Annotated in this window: 19 protein-coding genes and 2 pseudogenes; 14 read left to right on the top strand and 7 right to left on the bottom strand. The window is 60.6% G+C overall.

The features are described from left to right. Nucleotides 1-241 precede the first annotated feature (241 nt). Nucleotides 242-1,192: a phytoene/squalene synthase family protein gene (locus tag HYG82_RS27465; protein WP_179264399.1), complete on the bottom strand. Its 951-nt coding sequence runs from the start codon at nucleotides 1,190-1,192 to the stop codon at nucleotides 242-244. Between the two features lie 312 nt (nucleotides 1,193-1,504). Here HYG82_RS27465 and HYG82_RS27460 point away from each other — a divergent pair. Further along, nucleotides 1,505-2,757 (top strand): annotated as a pseudogene (locus HYG82_RS27460) (RNA-guided endonuclease InsQ/TnpB family protein). Nucleotides 2,758-2,834: 77 nt separating this feature from the next. Here the strand turns inward: HYG82_RS27460 and HYG82_RS27455 are convergent. Then, entirely contained in the window at nucleotides 2,835-4,433 is a 1,599-nt protein-coding gene (locus HYG82_RS27455) for a bacterio-opsin activator domain-containing protein (protein WP_179260277.1), read from the bottom strand. A 269-nt stretch (nucleotides 4,434-4,702) separates the two neighbouring features. Between HYG82_RS27455 and HYG82_RS27450 the strand changes: the two genes are divergently transcribed. The 8 genes and pseudogenes from HYG82_RS27450 to HYG82_RS27415 all read left to right on the top strand — a co-directional run bounded on the left by HYG82_RS27450 (nucleotide 4,703) and on the right by HYG82_RS27415 (nucleotide 13,012). After that, nucleotides 4,703-5,938, top strand: a complete 1,236-nt coding sequence (locus HYG82_RS27450; protein ID WP_179260276.1) for a carboxypeptidase-like regulatory domain-containing protein — start codon at nucleotides 4,703-4,705, stop codon at nucleotides 5,936-5,938. Between the two features lie 708 nt (nucleotides 5,939-6,646). Beyond that, the gene (gene msrB, locus HYG82_RS27445; protein WP_179260275.1) at nucleotides 6,647-7,048 is read left to right on the top strand and encodes a peptide-methionine (R)-S-oxide reductase MsrB; all 402 of its coding nucleotides are present in this window, start codon (nucleotides 6,647-6,649) and stop codon (nucleotides 7,046-7,048) included. A 174-nt stretch (nucleotides 7,049-7,222) separates the two neighbouring features. Beyond that, entirely contained in the window at nucleotides 7,223-7,429 is a 207-nt protein-coding gene (locus tag HYG82_RS27440) for a DUF2196 domain-containing protein (RefSeq protein ID WP_179260274.1), read from the top strand. A 144-nt stretch (nucleotides 7,430-7,573) separates the two neighbouring features. Next, nucleotides 7,574-7,747 (top strand): DUF7556 family protein, encoded by a 174-nt coding sequence (locus HYG82_RS27435; protein WP_179260273.1) that lies wholly within the window; start codon nucleotides 7,574-7,576, stop codon nucleotides 7,745-7,747. A 264-nt stretch (nucleotides 7,748-8,011) separates the two neighbouring features. Continuing rightward, complete coding sequence (locus HYG82_RS27430; RefSeq protein WP_179260272.1) at nucleotides 8,012-11,011, top strand: GAF domain-containing protein; 3,000 nt, start codon at nucleotides 8,012-8,014, stop codon at nucleotides 11,009-11,011. A gap of 114 nt (nucleotides 11,012-11,125) precedes the next feature. Continuing rightward, entirely contained in the window at nucleotides 11,126-11,266 is a 141-nt protein-coding gene (locus HYG82_RS27425; protein WP_179260271.1) for a rubrerythrin-like domain-containing protein, read from the top strand. A gap of 153 nt (nucleotides 11,267-11,419) precedes the next feature. Next, nucleotides 11,420-11,572, top strand: a pseudogene (locus HYG82_RS27420) (Glu/Leu/Phe/Val dehydrogenase); the annotation flags it as partial. Nucleotides 11,573-11,779: 207 nt separating this feature from the next. Then, nucleotides 11,780-13,012, top strand: a complete 1,233-nt coding sequence (locus HYG82_RS27415; RefSeq protein ID WP_179260270.1) for an RNA-guided endonuclease InsQ/TnpB family protein — start codon at nucleotides 11,780-11,782, stop codon at nucleotides 13,010-13,012. A 12-nt stretch (nucleotides 13,013-13,024) separates the two neighbouring features. Here the strand turns inward: HYG82_RS27415 and HYG82_RS27410 are convergent, their stop codons facing one another. Then, complete coding sequence (locus tag HYG82_RS27410) at nucleotides 13,025-13,654, bottom strand: phosphoribosyltransferase (protein ID WP_179260269.1); 630 nt, start codon at nucleotides 13,652-13,654, stop codon at nucleotides 13,025-13,027. Nucleotides 13,655-13,816: 162 nt separating this feature from the next. Between HYG82_RS27410 and HYG82_RS27405 the strand changes: the two genes are divergently transcribed. Beyond that, nucleotides 13,817-14,593 carry an NAD(P)H-hydrate dehydratase gene (locus tag HYG82_RS27405; RefSeq protein ID WP_179260268.1) on the top strand — a complete coding sequence of 259 codons (777 nt, stop codon included), beginning with the start codon at nucleotides 13,817-13,819 and terminating at the stop codon, nucleotides 14,591-14,593. A gap of 254 nt (nucleotides 14,594-14,847) precedes the next feature. Here HYG82_RS27405 and HYG82_RS27400 read toward each other — a convergent pair whose 3' ends face one another. From HYG82_RS27400 to HYG82_RS27390, 3 genes are all read right to left on the bottom strand, one after another. After that, nucleotides 14,848-15,636, bottom strand: a complete 789-nt coding sequence (locus HYG82_RS27400; protein ID WP_179260267.1) for a MarR family transcriptional regulator — start codon at nucleotides 15,634-15,636, stop codon at nucleotides 14,848-14,850. Nucleotides 15,637-15,861: 225 nt separating this feature from the next. Beyond that, the gene (locus HYG82_RS27395; RefSeq protein ID WP_179260266.1) at nucleotides 15,862-16,302 is read right to left on the bottom strand and encodes a universal stress protein; all 441 of its coding nucleotides are present in this window, start codon (nucleotides 16,300-16,302) and stop codon (nucleotides 15,862-15,864) included. 99 nt (nucleotides 16,303-16,401) lie between these two features. Next, complete coding sequence (locus HYG82_RS27390) at nucleotides 16,402-17,061, bottom strand: class I SAM-dependent methyltransferase (protein WP_235217845.1); 660 nt, start codon at nucleotides 17,059-17,061, stop codon at nucleotides 16,402-16,404. Nucleotides 17,062-17,210: 149 nt separating this feature from the next. On the opposite strand from HYG82_RS27390, the gene HYG82_RS27385 reads away from it, so the two are divergent. The 3 genes from HYG82_RS27385 to HYG82_RS27375 all read left to right on the top strand — a co-directional run bounded on the left by HYG82_RS27385 (nucleotide 17,211) and on the right by HYG82_RS27375 (nucleotide 20,733). Beyond that, nucleotides 17,211-18,287, top strand: a complete 1,077-nt coding sequence (locus HYG82_RS27385) for a pyridoxal-phosphate-dependent aminotransferase family protein (RefSeq protein WP_179260265.1) — start codon at nucleotides 17,211-17,213, stop codon at nucleotides 18,285-18,287. A 261-nt stretch (nucleotides 18,288-18,548) separates the two neighbouring features. Next, nucleotides 18,549-18,860, top strand: coding sequence for a hypothetical protein (locus HYG82_RS27380; protein WP_179260264.1), 312 nt, complete (start codon nucleotides 18,549-18,551; stop codon nucleotides 18,858-18,860). Between the two features lie 34 nt (nucleotides 18,861-18,894). Beyond that, entirely contained in the window at nucleotides 18,895-20,733 is a 1,839-nt protein-coding gene (locus HYG82_RS27375; protein ID WP_179260263.1) for a carbon starvation CstA family protein, read from the top strand. Between the two features lie 106 nt (nucleotides 20,734-20,839). Here HYG82_RS27375 and HYG82_RS27370 read toward each other — a convergent pair whose 3' ends face one another. Then, nucleotides 20,840-21,448, bottom strand: coding sequence for a DUF8052 family protein (locus HYG82_RS27370; protein ID WP_179260262.1), 609 nt, complete (start codon nucleotides 21,446-21,448; stop codon nucleotides 20,840-20,842). A gap of 217 nt (nucleotides 21,449-21,665) precedes the next feature. On the opposite strand from HYG82_RS27370, the gene HYG82_RS27365 reads away from it, so the two are divergent. Further along, nucleotides 21,666-21,911 (top strand): DUF8007 family protein, encoded by a 246-nt coding sequence (locus HYG82_RS27365; protein WP_179260261.1) that lies wholly within the window; start codon nucleotides 21,666-21,668, stop codon nucleotides 21,909-21,911.

The raw sequence follows: 21,911 nt of genomic DNA, 5'->3' as shown, positions 1-21,911 counted from the left end.
GGCCACCCCCGTCAGATTGGACGAACGGACTCGAGAGTGCGCTCCCGAGCAGTGGCTACAGGATTGTGGCGGCAATCGTCACGGCGAGACGTACCGAGATTGATCGTCGCCGCTCTGGCCGGTCGGCATTTTCCGTCGGTAGCGCGGTCGCGGAGGTCGCTTTTCCGAACGGGCTGTCGATTCGTCTGCCGAGGCTACGGACGGAGCGGCCCCTCTCACAGGAGTTGATCGTCCCAGTTCGCTACCGGGTCGGAATGCTGTCTCCGTGTTCGGGACTGCGACGCTCGGGTTCGGCCGCCGGAACCGCTGATACCCGCTGGAACACGGCTTCGGGATCACTGTTCCAATGCCAGTGCCAGCGCGTCTTCGCGAGACACCACAGCTTTCTGGTCGTCGACAACGACGGCTCGGTTGAAAGCACGTCGTAATCTTGCGACCGGATCACGTTGTGGTGTTCCGCGTAGAGAACCGCCGCCAGCAATACCGGGAGTTGACAATCCGTGGGGAGATATCGAATCCCGGCCACGCCTTCGCGATAAAGGTCTTCCGTCCGCTGGAGTTCGCTGGCCATCGCCGATGCGAACGAATCGGAGAACTCGAGTCGCTCGATCTGTGCGGGATCGACCCCGTGTTCCCGTAGCGTCTCCTGTGGGACGTAGATCCGATCGCGCTCGAGAATATCTTCGCGAACGTCGCGCAGGAAATTCGTCATCTGGAACGCCTCACCGAGTTTGACGGCGTGGGGGAGTGCGGTTTCTTCGTCTGCGGGATTCATGATCGCCGTCATCATCACGCCGACTGATGCTGCCGACCCCCGCATGTACGACTCGAGATCTGCGTACGTCTCGTATCGGCTCGTCTCGATATCGGTCGCCATCGCGTCGATGAAGGTGTCGATCTCCTCGTCGGTGATGCCGTACCGCTCCCGAAGTTCCTGGAACGCCTCGAGAACCGGGTCATCTGGGGGTCTTTCGCCGAGGGCCTGGGCTCGAAGGTTCTCGAGTTGGGTCCGCTGGGTTTCCGAGCCGACGCCGTCTGCGTCGTCGACGACCTCGTCGGCGATCCGGAAGAATGCATAGAGGACGTGTGTGGCGTGTCGCACTCGTTCGGGGAGAAACCGCGTTGCGAGATAGAACGTCTTCCCGGTCCGCTTCTGTATCGCCTTGCCTGCGTTGATGTGTTCCTGTTGCATCCTCTGTTCCTGTGACATCCGCTGCCTCGTTGACTCTGCCCGACGGCTATCGGATGGAGATGCTACGACAGATGCATATAAAGTATCACTCCCTCACTATGTATACCGTCTCCAGCGCTGACTATTTTCACGACGATCGCTGTCGCTGTTCTGGACCGTTTCAGCATAGTTCAAGGTGGAGTCTCCGACCTACTCACTCGCTTCACTCGTTCCTTGAGGTCGGAGAGGAAATCGACGAAGGACGACGCAACCGCACGATAGCAGCCACTCGACTCCCGTATGTATAACTACCGTAGAGTCGTGATCTGAAACATGGAGGTGCGTCGAACCGCACCGGTTAAACTTACCGTTCCCGATGGGCGTCGCGACGACCTCCACGAATCCGCCCAGCAGTTCCTCCACTGTACGAACCGTGCCGCCGAGTTCTGTTGGGACGACAACTCCTACACGAACTGCATTACGGCGAACTCGACCGCGCGAGACGCACTCTACACGGAACTGCGAGAGGAAACCGTCCTCACCGCCAACCTCGTCCAAGAGGCCATTCGACGCGCTGTTCAAGCGACGAAAGGATGCGTCGAACGGTGGAAGCAGGGCAAGCGGGTGAGTCAACGGGAGTTCACGTCATGGAGCATGGTCTACGACAAGCGGAGCGCAACCTTCCACCGCGACCGTGTGTCGCTCTCGACCGTCACGGACGAGTCAACAGTGACTTCGAACTCCCGGTGGATAGTCCGACGCCCTACGAACAGTATGTCCTTTCTGAGGAGTACGAGTTCCGGGCGAGTACGCTCCAGTACGACGCAGTGGACGACGAGTTCTACTTCCACATCACAACCCGAAAGCACGACAGCGATTCCGATGAGGAATCCGAGGTTTCGGAAGATGCCGAGCACCAAACAGTCCTCGGTATCGACCTCGGCGTCAACAGCCTCGCAGTAGCTTCGACCGGTACGTTCTGGCAGGGCGACGAGTACGATCATTGGTGCCGCGAGTTCGAGAAGCGACGGGGAGAGATGCACCAGCGCGGGACGCAAGCCGCGCACAACGCGCTCCTTCGGCTCGGTAAGCGCGAAGAAGCATGGCGCAAACAGTATATCCACACTATCGCTACTGAGATCGTCACGGAAGCCGTTGAACACGGTTGTGACGTAATCGTGTTTGAAGAGTTGACGGACATTCGAGACGAAATTCCGAACGCGAAGTGGCACCATATCTGGGCGTTCCGTCGCCTGCTCGAATACGTCGAATACAAGGCTCCGGAACGCGGCACCGCGGTCAAACTGGTTGTGCCGAATCACACGTCTCAACGGTGTTCTCGAACAGATTGTGGGTTCACGCACTCACGCAACCGTGACGGCGAACAGTTCTGCTGCCAAAAATGCGGCTACGAAGTTAACGCGGACTACAATGCAGCGAAAAACATCGGGCTACGAGACGCTCGAAAACGGCAACACGGACTCCGTTCCTCGCCCACGTCGGGGAGCGGAGACGCACCAGTAGACGTGCGAGTGAATGGTGGGACGTTGAACGGCGAGAGTTACCAGCGTATCGCTGGGGACTGATTGTCAGGAGTCCACATCAAAGCCCCACCCTCAACGAGCGAGCCTCGTATGCGGTGAGCGAAGTAGGGTGGGGTAGTTTACTCGAATAGTTCGTCGAGCAGTTTTCGCTGAGCGGTTCGTAAGTGCTGATGGAACGTCGACCGGGTGATGTCCATCGATGCGGCTACTTCCTCACCCGTAACGTCGCGAGGCCATTCGAAGTAGTTGGCGTAGTAGGCCGTTCGGAGCGCCGTGAGCTGACGGTCAGTCAGGGACGACTCGAGTCGCGTGGTCATACCTCGAGGCGTCTGTGCCGGTTCCTCTCGTTCGTGGTAGCTCACCAGTTCCACACGATCGTAGCGCTGGTCCAATAGGTCGTAAACCGAACGCGCAGATCGTCCGTCCGGCAGTTCGATAGCGAGATCGGCGATTCCGTCGGAAACCGTACACTCTCGGATTATCCCGCCGTGTTCACTCAGGGTAGTGATCAGTCCGTCGGGATCGGAAACCTCGAGAACAGTGCTGTCTTCGGTATCAGAGAGGACCGCTATTTCGCGGTCGTGTTCGATCGCGTCCGTCTCGTCGTCCGTGAGTTCGCGATCGACGATAAGAAAGACGAGCGGGGAACCGTCGCGGGCGTGCGTTTGCCCGCGGTAGTCGATCGCAGCGTTGAATTCGTTCGACAGGTTCGTGACGAACAGTGACGGATCCTCGATGGTTACCTCTACTGCAACGATGGTCTCGGACGTGAGCATCCGTCTGGTTTCGAGTGCGTTCATCGCGGTCGCGACCGTCCCGGAAAGCGACTCGAGGACGAGCAGTTCTCGCTCGTCGAACACGTCGGGTTCGCCGGCAAACACGACGAGAACGCCGTAGGTGACGTCGCCGTACGTTAGGGGCAGTGCAGCGACCGATTGGAACTGCTCTCCGGCTCCCGTTGGCCACAATCGACCGGCGCCGTCGAACGATGCAACGTTCTGAATTATCTGCGTTCCGCCCTCAGAAAGCGCTCTAACGGCGGGGTGTGTGTCGTCTGCGTCGAGGACGATCTCGTCGTCTTCGAGGGGAACGTTCTCATTACTGGCCCACTCGCGAGGCGATAGCCGTCGATTCGTAACGTCAACGCGCCCGATCCAGGCGAGTACGTAGGGGTCCGTCTCGACGAGCCGACGACAGACGTCACGCTCGATCTCCGCTCTCGTCCCCGCACTGACAGCAGCGTCGGTGACGTTCCGGACGAGGCCGTCGACGCGTTCCAGGACGTGTTCGAGCGCGCGACGCTCGTCGCGCAACTCGCGAGCGTTTTCCGCGGCTGCGATTTCCGCCAGTTTTCGTTCGGTGATCTCGAGGTGAACGAGCGATGCCAGCCGTTCGTCGCCGCGGTGAAATCGATTGACGCGCATCAGGAACCACCGCTTTTCGTCGGGCGAGTGACACGGATACTCCATCGAAAACGCCTTCCGTTCGCCTGCGAGAACGGCTTCGATACCTGTCAGGGCCTCTCGGGCGTATTCATCGTCACCGGTCGCGGTCGTCGCGAGGTAGTCGACGCCGACGTGGTCGTCGGACTGCTCGCCGGGTCCGAACTCGCGCCATGACCGATTCGTCAGCAGAATTTCGCCGTCGTCGTCGATGATTGCCACGGTGATTGGAAGCGTCTCGAGAGCCGATGTGGCGAGGTCGTGGCGAGACTCCATCGTGTTGGCGGTTTGCATTTCAGCCCCATAATGGACTCGACTATCCCGAGGCGACGGGCGGTACACGCGGCTCTGGTCGGCTGGTCGAGTTCGGTCTCGACCCGGAAGGGTCGACACGTGTCGATATTGCAGATCTCGGGCGCGAGGGTCGATGGTTCGCGTAGCGAATCCCGCTACTCGATTGCTCTCTGGTCGACCGCGTCGAACATGACAGAAACAGCGTCATTCATGGGGAGAAATTTAAGTGAATGGGGTATCGACCGGGTGCTATGAATCGCCTCGTACTTCTCGTCGCAGTGGGGCTTTGTCTGGCAGCACTCGTCGGTGTCGGAGCCGCCCAGTCGAACGAGGAGAAAACGGTTACGGTCCACGTTGTCGACGACGTCGGAAACGACGTCGGTGGCGCGTCGGTCACTGCCTCGTGGGAGGGTGGGGAACGTACCGGTCAGACGGCTTCGAACGGTCAGACGCTCATCGACGTTCCGACAGACGCGAGCGTTTCGATCGCCGTCGACCACGACGATTACGTCCAGAATAATCCCGTCCAGATCGGGACGGTAACCGATCACACGACCGAAACGGTCACGGTTTGTCCGCCGACGGATGGAGAAATCGCGGTCACGGAAAACGGTAACCCGATCGAGACCGCGACGGTTACGCTCACCAAACGCGGGGACGACCGCGCTGCGGCAGAAGGAACAACCGACGCCAACGGCATCTTCGCGACTACCGACCTCGAGACGGGCGACTACGACGTTACCGTTCGAAAGCCCGGGTACTACGAGGAAACGACCACGGTCGATCTCAACGCCGTTAACGGAACGACAGTCGAAGTTGAATCGGGGATGGCGGAGGTTACGTTTACGGTCTCCGATGGCCATCTCGAGCAGCCACTCGAGGTCGACGTCACCGTTTTGAACGACGGCGAGCGTGACTCGACCGTCTCGACGAACGAGAACGGCCAGCGCAGCATCGACCTGGCCGTCAATACGGAATATACCGTTCGTATCGACGGCGAAGGCTACGGCGAACATGAACGAAAACTGACGGTCGGCGAAACCGACACGAATCGCAGATACCAGATAGAGCGATCCCCATCGCTGACCCTCGAGGCCGCGAACGAACGCATCATTCTCGGCGAAACCGTTGGCGTCACCGTCACCGACGAATACGGCGAACCCGTCGACGAGGTCGCCGTTCGTATCGGCGGTTCGAAAGTCGCCACGACCGACGCAGACGGTTCGGCGACGGTTCCGATCGAGACGGCGGGTTCGCTCGAGGTTACGGCCGCTATCGACGGAACGGTTTCGAACGCGGTTGTCGTGGAAGGTATAGATCCAAACGCGGACGAGGATGAGGACGAGGACGACGATACTGCAAGAGAGAACACCGACAACAGTTCCGAAACGCTGACCTCCGATGACAGCGTCCCCGGATTCGGCGCGCCGGCTGCGCTCGTCATAGTTGCATTACTCGTTGGTAAACTCGCTTTCCATCAGCGATAGGCTTTGAAGCCCGAGAACTCCATCATAACATATTAAAATTTACATTTTCAGTAACCCTTTTATAGCCATTCGTGGACGGCTTCCACGGAGATCAGACGTGCTGGGATGGAACTCCCGTTCGACGACGATCACAGTGCCGGATAGGCGGAATATCGTTTCCATATTCTGCCCCGGGACAGGCACATGAAGATGGTGGCTTCGCTGACGAGGAGATCTCCGTTCGAGATCCACGCGAACGGACGGTGCGTCCCGACGACTGCTCGCCTCGCGGATCGCACCGGACGAACGCGTTGTCCACGCTCACCCCTGTCATACGCGGTTGAGTACGGCCGATCGCACTCGGCGATCGGCTGCACGATCCGTCGGAAACGGTGACACTCAGCGTGCGCTGTACAAATGACTATGTGAGTCGATGGCATAACGACGGGTATGGCAAGTTCCCATTCCATGCACGAACACTCACGGTGTCGAAATTGTGGGTTCGAAGCACCCGGCGGGGACGACGAATGGCGACGGATTACAGTACCGAAACTGGGCCGGATGACTCAATGTCCGTCGTGTGAAAGCACGGACGTAATTACGAGCCGATAACTACCGAATCGAAACGCACAGACACTCGAGTCTCCGGACGGATCGATCCTCCGCTGGAACCGATCCGACGACGGGGTGGCAGACAGATTCTTGGGGCTTACGCTCCAAGTAAGGACGATGAGCAACGAGGCTGATCGCGTTCCAACGAGTGACGACGAGTGGCACGAGGAATTAAGCGACGAGGAGTATCGGATTCTCCGCGAAGCCGGTACCGAACCGCCGTTTAGCGGCGAATTCGTCGAACACAAGGACGACGGAACGTACGTCTGTGCGGGCTGTGGGGCCGAACTGTTCGATTCCGAGACGAAGTTCGAATCCGGGTGCGGCTGGCCGAGTTTCTACGACGTCGATGATGACCGGGTTGAGACCCAACCCGACACCAGCCACGGTATGCGCCGCACCGAGGTCCTGTGTGCGAACTGTGGCGGCCACCTCGGCCACGTCTTCGATGACGGCCCCGATCCGACGGGCAAGCGATACTGCATCAACTCCGTCGCCCTCGGGTTCGACGACGAATAGTCGACGTCGGCGATCCTGATCCGGAACCCGACGACGAACCGTCGGCGGGACACCACCAGCATTGGACCGGCACGTACACGGAGTGAGGTATCCATCACCATTCGAGGGACGACACGGATCGAACTAGCACGTGCAGGCCATGGACTTTTCGAGATACTCATCCGACCACAAGCCATGTCCATCGATCGACCGACAGCCGACGAACTACGCCAGGGAATCACCGTCGAGATCGTTCAGGGCGATCAGGACGTCGAGTCGGAAGAGGCAGAGCCCATCATCGGTGAGGTCGCGACGATCTACGGCGACGAACCGGAAGGAGCACAGGTCGAACTGAAAAGCGGCGTCGTCGGACACGTCCAGTCAGTCGTTTCCGACCGATAACGTCTGATCAGGTCTGTTCGAATTTTCAAATTATATCCAGAATCAATTCGAAACGGGTCTGTCGGAAGGGGTTTTGTCTGATATTCGAGTGATAATCGCGCATATTCCGATACATTCATAGTAACTGTCGTGAAATGGTCGGATATGGCACCCGAAGCGAAGTCGGCAGGACGACCGCTGGAGGCGTCGAGCGACGTGGTGGCCGCGATCGACGAGATCGACGGACGGTCACACCTCGTGATCGCCGATATCGCTCGCGACGACGCCTGGATCGCGATGTCGACGCCAGGAACTGTGGCGCTGAACGAATACCGCTGATCCACACCGGGTGACCGCGTATCGAGCGACGATACTCCACCGATCGCACTCTATCCGGTGATGCCGTCTCGAAGTGCCCCCTCGATCCTCTCCGCTCGAGTCGGTTCGTTCACGTCGATTCGATCGAGCCGTCGGGATCGACCGATCCGTCCCGCTTCCAGACGGATACCGGACAGGGGAGTTGGCGGACGCTCGACGGCGAATAGATTCTGGTCGGGGAACGGAACGATGCTTTCTATCGGGAGCGGATCGTAGGGGGGACGAATGCCATTCGAACGGACGTTCGACGACGCTCGGCTCCTCGTCGTAGAACCACACGAGAAGAGGTCTGAGAGGGTCTCGAGTGCACTCGAGGACGACGCGCTCGACGTGATCGCGGTCGCGACTGCTGACGCGGCGCTCGAGACCCTCGGATCCCACTCCGTCGACTGTCTGCTGACCGCACAGTCGTTCCCGGATGAAGAGATGACTGGCCTCGATCTGCTCGAGGCGGTCCACGGGATCGATCCCGACCTTCCGGTCGTCCTCGCGCCGGCCGATGGCGACGAATCGCTGGCCAGTGAATCGATCGCCGCAGGCGTCTCCGCGTACGTCCCCCGTGACGGCACCGCCAGCGAATCGGTCGAGGACTGTCGAAGGGCAATCGAACGGGCGCTGTCGACGGGCCGAGCGCGACGGGACCGACGAGCCCGCGCTCGACAGTTCGATGCCGTCTTCGAGGATCCGGAAACGCATTCGTGGATCCTCGACCCGGATGGAACCGTTCGGCGGGCGAACGAGCCTGCACTCGCAGCGATCGACGCGACCGCGAACGACGTTCGAGGGCGTCCCTTTCGAGACCTTCCCTTGTGGCAGCGTACCGTCGACGGCCCCGACGGGATAGCGGAGACGATCGAACAGGCGACGACCGGCGATGTCGCCCACCGGGAACTGACGCAGGTTCGCGTCGACGGTAGTGACGGGACCGACGCGACCGATTCGAGCTGGAGCGAGACCGAGCGATCGGACGCGGTTCGCACGCTCGAACTGACGGTCCGCTCAGTTCGAGACGGGACCGGAACTGTTGAATCGCTCCTGGCGCAGGCGACCGACGTCACCGAGCGCGTTCGCCTCGAGCGAGACCTCCGGGAATCGGAGGAACTCCATCGGGTGACGCTCAACAACATGACGGACACCGTCCTCATCACCGACGATGACGGCGAGTTCACCTACGTCTGTCCGAACGTCCACTTCATCTTCGGCTACTCGGACGACGAAATCCACGACATGGGGTCGATCGACGAATTGCTCGGGCCGGACCTGTTCGACCGAGCGGAGCTCGAGTCGGCTGGCGTGCTGACGAACATCGAGTGCAGCGCGACCGACAAGGCGGGCCGCGAACACACGCTGCTGGTCAACGCCCGCGAAGTCTCAATTCAGGGCGGGACGACTCTGTACAGCTGTCGCGACATCACGAAGCGAAAACGCCGCGAGGAGGCGTTGACAGCGCTCCACCGAACCGCACGCGAACTTCTGTACGCAGAGACCGGTCGTGAAATTGCGGACGTCGTCGTCGAGGATGCGACGGACGTGCTGAATCTGACAGCCAGCGCCGCTTACCTCTTCAATACGGATGAAAACGTGTTGCAACCGGTCGCATCGTCGCCGGGAATGGAGCAGTTACATGGGCCCGTCCGCGACCATCGGGCGACAGACGACAGCATTCCAGGTCGCGTCTTCGTCGACGGCCAGAGTCGGTTCTTTTCGGACGTCCACGATTCACCGTCGCTTTCGAATCCCGGGTCCGACTTGCGCAGTGCGGCGTACGTCCCGCTCGGTGACCACGGCGTTTTCGTCGCGGGATCGTCGGAGTCGGACGCGTTCGACGAGGTTTCGCGTGAACTGACCGATCTACTGGCCGCGACCGCGGAAGCGGCTCTCGATCGGGTCGAACGGGAGCAAACGCTTCGCGAACGGGACCGCGAACTCGAGCGGCGGAACCGTCAGCTCACCCGCCTCAACGGGGTCAACGAGATAATCAGGGAGCTCGATCAGGCGCTGGTCAGGGCGGAGACCCGCGACGAGATCGAACGGGCCGTTTGCGATCGGCTGACCACCGCTGACCGGTTTTCATTCGCCTGGATCGGTACCGTTGACGCAAGCGGCGATGGCGATCGCCTCGTTTCGCGCACGTACGGCGGAGCCAGCGAGGGCCGGGAGTACCTCGATAGCGTGTCGCTCTCGCTCGCGGACGCGAGCGAACCCGCTGTCAGGACGGCGGTCGATCGCGAAGAAACCGTCGTGTCGAACGTCGCCGACGGACTGCGCGACGAACCGTGGCGGTCGTCGGCTCTCACCCGCGAGTACCAGTCCGTCGTGAGCGTCCCGCTGTCCTACGATGAGTTAACGTACGGCGTTCTGACGGTATACGCAGACCAGCCAGAGGCATTCGACGACATGATCCGGGCCGTGCTCGCGGAACTCGGCGAGACGATCGCCTCCGCGATCGCCGCGGTCGAGCGCAAACACGCGCTCCTGTCTGATGCGAGCACGCGACTCGAGTTCGAGGTGGCAGACGACGCGTTCGTCTTCACCCGACTTGCACGGCAGGCCGACTGTACTCTCTCGTTCACCGGCGGCATCCGCCAGCGCGCTGACGGTGCGTCGGTGATCGTCACGGTCGACGGAACGTCCCCCCACGCGGTCGTCGCCGCCGCTACGGAACTCGTCTCCGTCGAAGACGCGACCGTCATTAGCACCGACAGGCGCAGTGGCGACGATGGTGCCACGCGTGACGGTAACAGCGAGTCGGAAGGCGGTGTCGGGGGAGTGGTCGTCGTCCATCTCTCACGGCCCGTGTTCGCTCTGCAACTCGCCGACCACGGCGTAGTGGTCCATCGCGTCGAAGCGACACCCCTGAGCACGCGAGTGGTCGTCGACGTTCCCAGGTCTGTCGACGCGAGCGGGAGCGCCGACGTCGTCTCAAACGTGTTTTCGAGCGTCGAACTGCGATCGAAACAGACCGTCGAACGGACGTGGCCGCGGGACGTTCGCTCGGAACTGCGCGAACGCCTCACCGAGCGCCAACTCGAGGTCGTTCGCCTCGCGTACTACGGCGGTTACTTCGAATCGCCGCGAGAACAGTCCGGAGAGGATGTCGCCGAAACGCTCGATATTTCTCCGGCTGCATTCTACCGACACGTCAGGACAGTCCAGCGGAAACTCTTCGCGGTCGTCTTCGACGAGATCGGCCTTCCGGCAAATACGTCACACCGGGTTGAATAGTGAACCTCCTCTCCCGCTTGCCGCTAGCTATCTGACAAACACGTTCATCCTAATATCCCTATTATTCCTAGATGCGACGACCGTCGTGATGCAATTCCGATCGTCGCATCCAACATGAAAGATATCGAACTCGATCCTGAGACGGAATCGACCTACGAGTGCTTTAATTGCGGAACTGTCGTCCGCGCATCCGCGCCAAACGCGTGCCCTGACTGCGGCGCGGAGATGCGCAACCGTCACACGCCGATCGAGTGAGGATGCCGTCTCATCTGCGTTCTTCGTCCACCAGCGTCGAAGCGACTGCTGAATCGTCCGGCCTGGAAACCCCCCTCGAGACAGCACGCCGACGGCTCGACCGCGTTGCCACTCGACTCGAACTCGATTCCGCCGTCCTCGAGAGCCTGAAGCGTCATCGAGGAACTCGAGTCCGAGATGGTGACGGCCTGGACCGCGTTGAAAGACGAGGTCGAGCAGCGAGACGTCTCCTGGCGCGACGCCGCCTACGTGATCGCTCTCGAACGAATCGCCGAAGCACACGAGATGCCCGGCCTCTGGCCCTGAAAACGCGAGCGGACGTGTCTGGAGCGGCTGATCTCGATCACGCATCCGATCGTCCCGGCCGGTGCCGTCCCCGCTGGCGCCTTCGGGTGATTTGTCCCTCTTTTATCAGCGGTCAAGGCGAATACCCCGAGGCTTGACCTCGGGGATGAAGCCGACACGCAGGGATACAAACCATTAAGTGAACATATCGCTAATCAAGAGACAGCGTTGGATTACAGTCACCGCTACCACGCATACCCGACACAAGAGGTAGCGGAGCGACTGGAACACCATCTCGACGTTCATCGCCAACTCTACAACCACGTCCGCTGGGACTACGAAGACAGCCCAGAAGACGACAAACCGAGTGAGTACGACCAAAACAACAAACTCCCCGAATGGAAACAGCGGTGGTCGGTGTTCAGCGAACTGCACTCGAAGGCTGCACAAGCCACCGTCGCTCGCTTCCACCACAATCTCACCGTTCTGAGCGAACTCAAAGAGAAGGGATACAACGTTGGTCGTCTCAAGCGGCAAGCACCCAGCGAGTACCGGAGCGTGACGTACAACCAGTCTGGTTTCGACCTCGATGAAAAGAGGGGCCACGACAGGTTCGCTTACGTCCGCATCAGCAAGATTGGCTGGGTGAAAATCCGCTACCACCGCCCAATTCCAGACCACGCCACCATCAAAGAAGTCACGTTCAAGAATGAACGAACCGGCGAGTGGTTCGTCTCCTTCGGACTCGAAACCGCCGACGCCGATCTACCCGAAAAACCCGTCGTGGATTCGCTCGACACGAGCAACAGCGTTGGGATCGACCTCGGCATCCTCAACTACATCCACACATCGAATGGCAAGACCGTTGACTGGCTCAGTCTCGAAGACGAATACGACCGACTCCGGCGAGAACAACAGAAACTCTCACGGAAAGAGAAGGGGTCGAACAACTACGAGAAACAACGCAAGCAGGTTGCCAAGGTCAAGCGTCAAATCAAGCGGAAGGTGCTGGACTACCAGCACAAACTCACGACGTGGCTCGTCAAGGAGTACGATGCTGTGTTCGTGGAAGACCTGAACGTTCAGAGTATGCTCCAAGATGACGGGAACGCTCGGAACAAGCAGGATGCGGCGTGGCGACAGTTCATCACGCTCCTCGAATACAAGGGCGATATGCACGGCACGCACGTTGTGCAGGTTGAAGCACGAGGTACTACCAAGGAGTGTGCATCGTGCGGTGTAGAGACGGCAAAACCCATCTGGGTACGGGAACACTCCTGTCCAGCGTGTGGCTTTGAAACGGACAGGGACGCGAACGCGGCGATGAACGTCCTGCAACGCGGCTTTTCTGAGTTAGGGCTGGGATGGCCCGAATCAACGCCCGTGGAGACTGCGCTCCCTACGGACACCCATTCGGTGTCTGCAAAGCGCGTCGTAGAAACGGGAAACCTCGGGGCTTGACCCCGAGGCGATTCACGGCCCGCTGTCGAGGTACTGAACCGCCTCGTCGTCGGTGACTTGACCAAAGTTCCGGTAGTACTGCCCCACCGCGCGGAAGTCTGCAGGCGTTTCGACGGCGATCACCTCGTCTGCCTCCCGTTCGAGGTCGTCGACGGACCGGGGGGAGCCGACGGGAACGGCCAGCGTGACTCGCTCCGCTCCAGTGTCTTGCACTTGCCGAAGACAGGCCGTCGCGGTCGCGCCCGTAGCCACTCCGTCGTCGACGACGACGACTCGCTTTCCCTGCAGATCCGGCAATCCCTCCGTTTCTCGGTAGCGGTCGGCTTTCTGGCGTGCGTTTTCGGCTTCCTCGGCGCGAACGTCTTCGAGGTAATCCTCGGAGATGCGCATTCGATCGATCATGTCGTCGTTGTACCAGACGCTGCCGTCGCTCGCAACCGCGCCAATCGCGAGTTCCGGGTTCTGTGGCGCGCCCATCTTGCGCGCGACGACGACGTCGAGCGCCGCCCCGAGCGCGTCCGCAACCGGCCGGGCGACCGGCAGCGCGCCGCGCGGAATGCCGAGGACGACGTCCGCATCGAGGCCGCGGCGCTCGAGTTCCGCTGCGAGTCGTTCGCCGGCGTCGGTTCTGTCGTCGAACATGGTTCGAAGTGTGACTACGATGGCAGCGTACTATGCATTTGCGTCGCACACGCCAAGCCGACTCCCGGTTGCCGGATCGAATTAGTCCGTTCGATCAGCCGCGACCGTCGAACCGGGATACGCCTGCCGAACGGCTACCTTCGCCCGCTTGAGAGGAGAACTATGGGGCGACTCCAACGAACGCTCTCGAACGTCGGTGAGGAGTCGGGACGCGACAACGGTTGCATCGGCATCGTCGGTGGAAGCGTCGAGCATCCGAACCAGCCCGCGATCGTCGGACGAGCGGCGCTTCGTACCGGCTCCGACCACGTGCGTGCGCTGGTTCCAGAACCGACGTACGAAATTGTCGCGGGTCACTCACCGAATCTGCTCGTGGATCGATATGAAGGGAAACGGTTCGACGACGTGGCGGTCGAACGAAGTATCGAGGTGAGCGAGTGGGCCGACGCGTTCGTAATCGGCCCCGGACTCGTCGACGCCGATCCCGCAGCGGTGTGCGACACGGTCGATAGCCTCGACATCCCCGTCGTCGTCGATGCACTGGCTATCGAACCCGCACTCGAGTCCGATCTCTCGAACGCGATTTTGACGCCGAGCGGCTCCGAGGACGATCCTATCTACGAGGCCTACGGCTCGCTCGAGGACTTTTCGGCGGAGACGGGCGCAGTCGTTGCGCGGACCGGTACCGTCGACGAGATCGTCACCGGCGACGACCTGATCCGGAACGAAACTGGCACCTCAGCTATGACCGTCGCCGGAACCGGGGATACGATGGCCGGAATCGTCACGTCGCTACTCGGTCAGGGGATGGACCGTCGCGAGGCAGCCGAACTCGGTGCGTGGATACTCGGCAAAGCCGGCGAACTCGCGACTGCCGAGTACGGACCGGGCATCGTCGCCACGGACGTCATCGAACGGATTCCGAGTACGATCCAGTGACAGCGTCGAATCAACTTCATCGTCACGTTCGGATGTAATCGAACTCGTCGTCTCGCTCAGATGAAATCGAACTGGCGTTCCGTCGGATTTGATTCGAACGGTACCTTCCCCCCGAATAGCTACCGATCGAGTGAGCGACCGTTCTCGAGCGAGGGTGTCACGGAACGATCGTCACGATATGATTTCAGCAGAGGTCTGGAGGAGCAATCGCTAAGTCGGCCCGCGTACCGAGCACGGATTTTTCCGACGGTCACTCACCCAGTATTCGTTTCACCTCCAACCAACTCTTTCAGGATTCGAAGTTCTTCTTCTTCGGATATCTGATCGGAGTCCATACAAGCGTGAACAACCTTGTGAACGAGATCCGGATCATCGAAGGCGGTACGCGGCCGAGACCGTTCTTTCAGGTTTCGTTCTATGCTCTGGATACGCTGATCGAGTTCATCGATTTCGTCGGTGAGATCCAAACTTGCCTTTTCACTTGACATCTTCGTCCCCTTTGATGGTTCTTTGTCCTCAAATACTCGCTCAACGAACTCCTGACGTGTGTCCCACTCAAATGCGTCAATATTATTCACACGATGACATATTGTTGCGCTGCTCACGTCGAAGTTCTCTGCGAGTTCCTTTTGCGTTGCTTCGGGATTCTTGTAAATAGCGCGAAGCGTTTCGTGTTGCTTTTCAGTTATCTTCTCGAGGTCAATTTCATTTTCTAGGTGCGATTCCCCCTCCGGAACTGACGAATTAGTTTCTATCACTTCGTTCATTGTGTGGGAATTTGCCCCCTCTTCCACTTCCGTTGGAGAATCAGCTACTGGATCGCCGTACTCCTCGAGGACTTGTTCTACCATATCTACCGATACGCCGTTTACCAACCCTGCCAGCTCTTCGATAGACGCGTCAGGCTCGTCTTCTGCGATATCGAGGATCTTTTTGTGAACGATCGCCCGTGGAAACCTCGATGATCGATTCTCTCCCTCGGCTTGCGATGGCTGTGGTGACTCGCTCATATCGCTCCTTGCCTGCCAGTTAATGGCATTCATGTGAACCCGAGACAGAGCACACTATTATAGGTGATTATCACACAATTGTCCGATTTCGGTTAATATATCTGGTAGTAAATAGGATTATTATAGTCTAGTTTGATTCATACATACTACTATGTTTACTTATCTCTCAGTACTGAGCGGCCGGTTTCCCCCGTACCCACCGCTCGTCGAATAGCCGATGAGGCGATGCGAGCTGGTCTATGACGCCCTCCGTCCCCGCTATCGGTCGGCTTGTTCGTGAACAACTGCCACAGTCATCGGTGCGCGACGAACGACCTGTTCGGATACGCTCCCGAGCAGAACTCGGTCGACCCCCGTCCGACCGTGACTTCCGATAACGATCTGGTCGAACCCGTTTTCGACGGCGTAATCAACGATCTCTCGAGCAGGCTTCCCCGTTTCGACGACCGTCTCGAGTTCCCGGTCGCTCTCCGCGGCCGTCTGTTCGGCCGATTCCAGGAGTTCCCTGGCGGATTCCTGTGCGTTCTCGTACCCCGGCAACTCCGTCTCCGAATCGGTGAACGACGTCCAGTACCCCTCCGGAAGCCGAACGACGTGCAGCGCCGTGATCGACGATTCCGGAAACTCCTCGAGCGCGTATGCGAGCGCGGCCGACGCCTGCGGAGACCCGTCAACGGCAACGACAGTTTTCCTTACCATGTCGTACGCTACCACACCGGGGCTCTTAACGAATATACCGCGACGCCTCCGAATTATCGGGATCGAATCACGACAGAGAGATGACAGCCCGATTCGAAGTCACTCGGACCGCCGTCGGAGTCGACCGCGGACGATCGGCGTCGCTGGAAACAGGCCGATCTCGAGGCGTTCGATCTCGAGAGCGTCGAACGCGTCGTGGCCGACGAACCGTTCGATCGTCTCGCGGTTCAACTGGCAGCCGGCGGCCGCACGCTCCCAGAGCGGGTTGAGACGGTCCTGAGCCCGCGCGCGCCACCCGTCGTTTCGGACGTGCTCGAGGAATCGTAGTTCGCCGCCCGGACGAAGGACGCGGGCGACTTCGTCCATGGCCGCGTCCGGGTCGGCGATCGTACAGAACACCAGCCCCGAGATGACGACGTCGAAGCTGTCGTCCCCGTAGGGGATCGATTCGCCCCGCCCGTCGCGGATCTCGACCTCGAGACCTGATCGGTTCGCGTTTCGAACGGCACGGCGTCGCATGTGCGGATCCGGTTCGATCGCGTGGTACTCGAGGTCGTCGTCCGCGGCGTCGGCCACGTAGGGAAACATCGCGCCGTTTCCCGCGCCCAGATCGAGGACGCGCCCCGAGAGGTCGGCCGCGAGATACTCGCGGTGGGGACCGAACAGAAAGCGATCAGGCATCCGGTCGTACAGCGCGGCGAACACGGGGTGTTCGGGTGTGGTGGCACACACAGCGCATCCTGCATCGTGATCTGCCATTGTACTACTTGCTTTCACTGACGGTTGCCGGGCTGATACTCGTTTTCCCGGCCGACTCGATATTTCGGTTCGTTGATCACGCGACGAACACCGGGTACCGAACACCCACCAAACGTGGTTTTATGGCCGAACGACCCGGTGTCTCCAGTATGACCGACGATCGACTTCGCATGACCCCCGGGCCGACAGAGGTTCCGGCCACCGTCCGCGAGCGGATGGCCGAGCGGACGCCGAATCCCGACGTCGAGGCCGAATTCTTCGAATTCTACCGCGATCTGACTGGAAAACTCGAGACGGTCTACGGGGACGACGTCGTTATCCTCGGGGGCGAGGGCATCCTCGGCCTCGAGGCCGCTATCGCATCGCTGGTCGAGTCGGGTGACCGGGTGCTCTGTATTTCGAACGGTCTCTACGGCGAGGGGTTCGCCGATTTCGTCGAGATGTCCGGCGGCGAGGCGGACGTCTGCGACGCGCCGTGGCGCGAGCCGTTCGATCTCGATGCGATCGAGTCTCGACTCGAAGACGGTGCGTTCGACGTGGCGACGATGGTCCACTGCGAAACCCCGACCGGCGTACTGAACCACCTCGAGCCGGTCCTCGAGCTATGTGCCGACCACGAGGTCATCACCGTCGTGGACGCGGTCTCCTCGCTCGGGGGAACGGCCGTTCCCACCGACCGAATAGACGTTTGCCTCGGGGCCTCCCAGAAGTGCTTCAGCGCGCCGCCGGGACTGACCGTCTGCTCGGTCAGCGACCGCGCCTGGGCGAAAATCGAGTCCTTCGACACGAAGAGTCTGTACACCGATCTCGAGCCGTGGCGCGACGCTGCCACCGAGGAGTGGTTTCCGTACACCCACCTGTCGTCGAACCTCTACGGACTCGATACGGCGATCGACCTCATCCTCGAAGAGGGCCTCGACAGCGTCTTCGAGCGCCACGAGACGGCCGCGATCCGGTGTCGCGAGCGGGCCGACGACCTCGGGCTGTCGTTGTACCCCGACGCCGCACAGCCGTCACCGACCGTAACCGCACTCGAGGTTCCCGGCCGGGCGGAGGCGATCCAGCGGCGGCTGGCGGACGACCACGACATCGTCCTCGCGACCGGACTCGGCGACCTCGCCGAAGACGTTCTCCGGGTCGGTCACATGGGCCACAACGCGCGTCTCGACCGCGTCGAGCGGACGATGGACGCGCTCGGGGCGGTTCTCGGGCAACTCGACCGGTGAAACCGTCGCTTTCGGAAGTCACCACCCGGAACAGCGGTCTCCCCTTGGACGACGACGATCTATATCGACGTGAAAGTTGCCCGGACCGCAGAACCCACTGACCAAGACAGTGAATGTCAGTCGATGAGCCGACTCCCGTGAAAACGCCGGACTACCAACTCGACACCCAGAGTGACAACGATAGTCTGCTACAAGCGCCATCCTTGCAGCCCGATGGGTGTCCAACGAACCCATCGTCTGCCAAAGACTGTGTGGATCTGGATGGCATTTCTCCCCCTCGAAGCCGACCTCCTGACGAACGCGACACAACGTATCACTGCCAAGTCACTCGAAGCCGACCTCCTGACGAACGCGACACAACGTATCACTGCCAAGTCACTCGAAGCCGACCTCCTGACGAACACGACACAACGTATCACTGCCAAGTCACTCGAAGCGACCCTCGAGGCGGTCCACTGCTCAACGCCCGGTATCGCGATGGTCGCCGTTTCTGCTTTCGGCACGGATTATAAAATATTATTATTGTTCCACAACGAAAGTGGTACATACAACACTATAATAAAAAATTATTAAGTTTCTTCCCTCCCCTTGATGTGTGTGGGACCTCATGACACAGGTAATCTGGATCATCGCGGCGGTGCTCGTGACGTTTACGGCTGGATACGTGGGGTACTCGAGGTACCTGACTCGATTCGTCGAACTCGACGAGGAGGCTGAAACGCCCGCACACAAATACGAGGACGGCCAGGAGTACGTCCCGTCGAAAAAACCGGTCCTATTAGGCCACCACTACTCGAGTATCGCGGGTGGGGCGCCAATCGTGGGGCCGATCACGGCGGGTGCTATCTGGGGATGGGTGCCAGCGCTACTGTGGATCGCTATCGGAAATCCGTTGATGGGCGCCGTTCACGATTTCGTCTCGCTGTCGGGTAGTCTCCGCCACGAGGGGAAGTCGATCGGCTACATGATCGGCGAGTACGTGGGCGAGAGCGGGAAAAACATGCTGCTGTGGTTTGCGTTCCTGACGATCGTACTGGTCGTTGCGGTGTTCGCACTGGTTGTCGGGATCGTTTTCAACGCGTATCCGCAGGTCGTCACGGCGTCGTTCGTATACATCCTCCTCGCGCTGGTGTTCGGTGTGTATTTATACCAGTTCAACGGCCCGTTCGTTCCCGGAACGATTCTTTTCGTCGCGGGCGTGTTCGCCGCCGTCTGGGTCGGGCTCCAGTACCCGCTGGCGCTGTTCGCCGGCGACTACCCGGCCGGGACTATCGTGTTGCTCGGCGGTGACGGGAGTTGGGTGCCGGGTGCGGGTTCACTCGGCGGAAACACCGCAGGATGGATTCCGCTCGTCATGGTCTACGCCGCGGTCGCGAGCGCATTGCCGGTGTGGGTGTTGCTCCAGCCGCGAGATTACCTCTCGTCGTTCCTGCTGTACACTGGCGTCGGCGGAGCGATCGTGGCGATCGTCGTCGGAACGTTCCTCGGAACGTCGTCCGAACCGCTCGTCATCGACAGCTCCATCGGCGCGTTCGAAGGGTTCTGGGGCGTCGATGCGGCCGGCTACGCGCCGCTGTTTCCGTTACTTTTCATCACGATCGCCTGCGGGACGATCAGCGGATTCCACTCACTGGTATCTTCGGGCACGACGGCCAAACAACTCGACAACGAGACCGACGCCCGCCTGATCGGCTACGGCGGCATGCTTGGCGAGGGGCTGCTCGCAGCCGTCGCTCTTTCCACGCTCGCGGTCTGGGGCTTTGCTGACCCGGCCGGTGGGATCGGTGCCGCGCTGCCGAACTTCGCATCCGGCGGCGGGCTGATCTTCACGAGTCTGGGCGTCCCCCAGACGGTCGGTGCCGTGTTCATGGCCCTAGTCCTGTGTAGTTTCCTGCTTACGTCGACCGACACGGCCGTCCGTCTCGGTCGCTACATGATGGAAGAGATCATCGGAACGCCAGCGGGGCGGACCGATACCGGGCTGAACGCGAATCCACGCTCGTTCGCACGCGGCCGCTACACGAATCCGATCGTCCAGGTCATCCCTGCGTATCTGCTCGTCGTCTCCGGACAATGGGTCGTTCTCTGGCAGTTGTTCGGCGGTGCCAACCAGCTACTTGCGGCGCTCGCGTTGCTGACCGCGACCGTCTGGCTCGCCAACTGGGACGACAACAAACAGCTCGTCTCGACCGGCGTTCCGATGGCGATCATGGTCACGATCACCGTCCTCGGACTGTTGATCCTCGTCTTCTACGAAAACCTCTACCTGAACCTGCTTCAGGGCGGGGCGGAATCCCTCGAGGGGATGCTTTCAGCGGGCGTGCAAATGGTTCTCGGCCTGGTGCTCATCACCCTCGCGCTTGCGCTCGTCAGGCTCGGCTACAGGAACATCAGTCACGTCCGTCGCGAACCCGGTACGGCAGCGGCCGAGCCGGGCGACGACTGACGGATTCGATTGCGGTCGACTCCGTATCGTCGGGTTCGTGCGTCGCACCATTTTCGTCGCGTCCGTACGTCACACACGTTTCGTCGCGTCCTGTGTCTCCCCACAGTTACCCCCAGAATCGTCTCGCAAACCGCGAGAGAACCCCCTCTGCGGGCGTACTGACGTCGTCCCATAGCGTGAAAGCTTCCGCCGCGTCTGCGGCCTCGCTGGCGACGAGGTCGTCGGCATCTGGAGCCACCACCACCAGATTGATCTCGTAGTGACCGTGATAGCCGAACTTCAGCAGCGTTCGATCGCGGAACACGGAGACGTGATCGCGGACGGCAGCCGACAGTTCGTCCGCGATAAGGACGAAGGTGAAATCGGTCCCGAAGTGTTCCTCGTCGGGGACGACGCGCTCGTCTGCGAGATCGTGACCGAGGTCGACGAGGCGCTCGAGTTCCGCTACCGTCGGCCGAGCGTCCCGACGGGCGAAGAGATACTCCGCGGCCTCGTGATCGGCGTACGAAAGCGCCGGATGGAAGAATTGCTTCTGACTGCGAACGCGCATCTCCCCGTAGAGATCCCATCGCTCGCCGCCCACGCTGTGATCCTTCTCGAGGTCGTAGTTGTACATCAATCGGTCGGAGACCCGGTCGAGGTAGTCGTCGTCCCAATCAGGGACCGCCTCGCGGATCTCCGCCGGTAGTTCCTCCGGCGTCGCTCGCTCGCTCATCGTTCGCGGACGGGGCCAGCCGAAACCTGGCTCCGACCCGCCGTCGGTTCGGATTCGATCGGATCCGTGACCTGTACACCCATACCACAGATTGCCGTCGGAAGCGCAAGTAATCGTCGGTGGACCGGTTTGAATACCGCTTTCGCGTTCGTCGCCGATACCGATTCGACCGGTGGATTTTAGCTGACGGAGACGGACTAGTGTCCAAGTGGTTCGCATGGGTGGCAAGGAAACCGAAGCGTGCGGCCGGTGTTCGATGTCGGCGGTCGTCGACGTCGCGTCGTCCGGCGAGGGCGGTGACGATGCCGACGGTGGCGACGAGCAAGGGGGCCGAGACCCGTTCGGCGAGGCTGCCATCGAAGTCGACGACGAGACCCTCCGACGCGTTTCGCCGGCGGCGTGGGCCGGTCGTGTGACCGACCGAGTCGACGATATCGGCCGCCGGCTGATTTACGGCCGGTAG

The organism is Natrinema halophilum (genome assembly GCF_013402815.2).
GTDB lineage: Archaea > Halobacteriota > Halobacteria > Halobacteriales > Natrialbaceae > Natrinema > Natrinema halophilum.
Note: the sequence above shows the minus strand (reverse complement) of the source record. Positions and strands in the feature narration are given on the sequence as shown.